Origin of the sequence: Actinomadura sp. NPDC048032 (assembly GCF_040653175.1) — a bacterium.
GTDB lineage: Bacteria > Actinomycetota > Actinomycetes > Streptosporangiales > Streptosporangiaceae > Spirillospora > Spirillospora verrucosospora.
The window spans coordinates 1-3,009 of sequence record NZ_JBEZJP010000648.1 but is presented as its reverse complement, the minus strand read 5'-3'; the positions used below and the strand labels follow the sequence as shown (position 1 = coordinate 3,009).

The 3,009-nt window shown below is 78.8% G+C and carries 2 protein-coding genes; both read right to left on the bottom strand.

Annotated features, from left to right (window positions below):
• On the bottom strand, positions 1–1,014 hold a 1,014-nt coding region (locus AB0C69_RS40570), incomplete at its 3' end, for a polyketide synthase (protein WP_360361836.1).
• Positions 1,011–2,936: an SDR family NAD(P)-dependent oxidoreductase gene (locus AB0C69_RS40565; protein WP_360361833.1), complete on the bottom strand. Its 1,926-nt coding sequence runs from the start codon at positions 2,934–2,936 to the stop codon at positions 1,011–1,013. The genes AB0C69_RS40565 and AB0C69_RS40570, both read right to left, overlap by 4 nt.
• Positions 2,937–3,009: the final 73 nt, after the last annotated feature.

The window sequence follows — 3,009 nt, the reverse complement described above, 5'->3', positions numbered from 1 at the left end:
TGCCGACTGAGACCCAGAGCAGGGGCACAGGAACCTTAGCGAGCGATAGAGCAGGCTCAGGACGCTCGCGGCGCGCCCGTCGCTGGACGATCCGGCGCCCAGGATCACCGCGTGGACGCGGTCCCCAGCGCGCCGCGCGTCCGACAGCCGCTTGAGCAGGACGACGCCCGTCCCCTCCGAGAGGAGCGTCCCGTCGGCGGCGCGGTCGAACGGCCGGATCGTCTCGCTCGGGCTCAGCGCGCGGAGCCGGCTGAAGACGCTCCACACCGTGGCGTGGTGCGCGTGGTGGACGCCGCCCGCGAGCATCGCGTCGGCCTGCCCGCCGCGCAGCGCCCGGACGGCGTGCTCGACCGCGAGCAGCGACGACGCGCACGCCGCGTCGAGCGTGTAGGCGGGGCCGCGCAGGTCGAACCGGTCCGCGACGCGGGCCGCGGCGAAGTTCGGCAGCAGCCCGGCCGAGGCGTCGGGATCGTCGGGGCCGAGCCGCTCGCAGAACGCCCGGCGGATCTCCGCCAGGCGCCGCGGCCCGAGTTCGGGCACCAGCTCGCCGAGGATCGCGGCGACCTGGTGGGAGGTCCTGACCCGCTGGTCGACCCGCGCCGCGCCGGGGGTGATGAAGCCACCGCGCCCGAGGACGACGCCGATCCGGGACCGGTCGGGCAGCCGCTCGGCGCCGCCCGCATCCGCGATCGCGTCCCCGGCCGCGCGCAGCGCCAGCAGGTGGTCGGGCTCCATGCCCCGCACCGCCGCCGGGTGAATCCCGAACCTGGCCGGGTCGACGGTGGCCAGCTCGTCCACGAACCCGCCGCGCCGGCAGTAGAACCGGTCGCTCTCCGGCTCCCGCCCGTACGCGCCCGGGTCGTAGTAGAGCGCGGGGTCCCAGCGGCCGGGCGGCACGTCGCCGATCGCGTCGACGCCGTCGAGGACGTTGCGCCACAGCTCGGCCGCCGAGCCCGCGCCGGGGAACAGCGCCCCGGCGCCGACGATCGCGATCGGCTCCCCCGCCTCGCTCACCGGAGCGTCCCCGTCAGCACGACCCGCGTCTCGTCGCCGTGCGCGATCTCCCTGAGCAGGGCCGCCGCCCCGGCGTCCGGATCGATCGGGCCGACGCCGTGCCGCGCGTGCTCGCGCGCCCGCTCGGGCGGCACCGCGCCGTCGGCCCACGGGCCCCATTCGGCCACGAGCACCCGCCCGCGCAGCCGCCTCCGCCACACGTGCGCGAGCGTGCCGCACGCGTCCCCGGCCGCCGCGCAGCCGGCCTGCCCGCGGTCGCCGTGCTCGCCGGCGAGGCCGCCGAGGACGACGAAGAACCCGAGGCCGGGACGGACCGCCTGGACGAGCGCGGCGGCGCCGTCCACCTTCGTCCGGTACACCCGCGCGAACGACTCGGGCGAGGTGTCGCGGACGAGGCGGTCCCCGGCGAGGCCGGCGCCGTGGACGACGCCGTCCAGCCGCCGGTGCCGCCGGTAGACGTCGTCCAGCACGGCCCGCACGGCGGCCGGCTTCCGCACGTCCGCCGCGTGGTACCGCACGGAGGCGGCGTGGCCGCTCAGGGCGGTGAGGGTCCGGCGTATCTCGCGCTCGGCCAGGAGCCTGCGGACCGTCGCCTCGATCTCGGCGGGCTGCTCCTCGCCGTGCGCCACGAGGGCCCGGCGCAGCCCGGCCTCGTCCTCGGCGCCGGGGAACTCCGGCTCCCCCTCGGGCTCCGGGGTCCGGCCCACCAGCTCGACGTGGCAGCCGCTCGTCCGGGCGAACTCCAGCGCGACCCGGGCGGTGGCGCCCCGCGCGCCCCCGGTCAGCAGGACGACGCCGTCCGGCCCGAGGTCCGGCCCGGCCGCCGCTCCCCCGCCGGGCGGCCCGGCGGGGATCAGGTCCAGGGCGTTGCGGCGGCCGCCCTCGTGCCCGACCACGACCGGCGCGTCGGCGGTCAGCAGCTCGGCCAGGATCCGCTGCGCGATCGCGCGCGGGGTGTCCTTGGTGTCGACGTCCAGCGCGCGGACGAGCATCTCCGGGTACTCCCGGGCGATGGTCCGGGCCAGGCCCGCCAGGCCCGCGCCCGGCCCGGGGTCCCCGACGGCGCCGCCGCCGAACCGGTGCCCGAACGTCCCGCCGGCGCCACTGGCGAAGACGAGCCACCGCAGCCCGCCCGCCAGCGCCTGCCGGACGCCCGCGAACGCCTGGGGCAGCACGGGCGCGGCCCCCGGCCGGAGCGCCGCCAGATGGACGAGCCCGTCGCAGGGCCCGTCCACGTCCGAGGGCACGCGCACCTGGGCGCCGTGCCGCTCCAGCAGGTCGGCCAGTTCGAGCGCGACGCCGCAGGCGTCGTCCACGATCAGGAAGCGCCGGCCCGCGAACCCCGTCCCGGACTCCGGCGGCGCCGGCAGCGCCTCCAGTTCGACGATCCGCGGGATCTGCCGCGACACCCGCGGCGCGGGGCGGCGACCGGACAGGTCCGCGGCCCCCACATGGGCGGACGGCCGCGCCGGAGGCGGCACGGTCACCTCGGGAGGCACGGCCATCTCGGGCGGCACGGTCACTTCTGGCGGCACGGTCGTCTCGGGCGCCGCGGGTTGCGGCGCGGCGGGCTCCGGGACGGTGGGGCGCGGCTCCGCGGGCGCGTTCTCCCGGTCGTCGCCGGTGCGGGCGCGGATCACGGCGCCGGCGGCGGCGTGCACGTCCCGCCTGCCGTCGGCGGCCGGCCGCTCCTCCGGCGCGTCGTCCGAAGCGTCCTGCGCTCCTTCCCGCGCCGCGTCCTGTGCCGTGTCCCTCGCCGCGTCCTGTGCCGCGTTCGGGGCGGGCAGCGTCTCGCCCGGCAGGACGGGACGGGGCGCGGGGACGGACCGCGCCGCCGCGTCCCGTCCCGCCGGGGCCGCGAGGTGCCGAAGGACCACCTCGCGCTGCGCTGCGATCACCTCGCGGCTCGCGCGCAGGTACACCGACGCCTACCGGTACGGCGGCGAGCCCGTGAAGGCGTTCGCGACGTTCAGCCGCACGCTGGCCGACCACGAC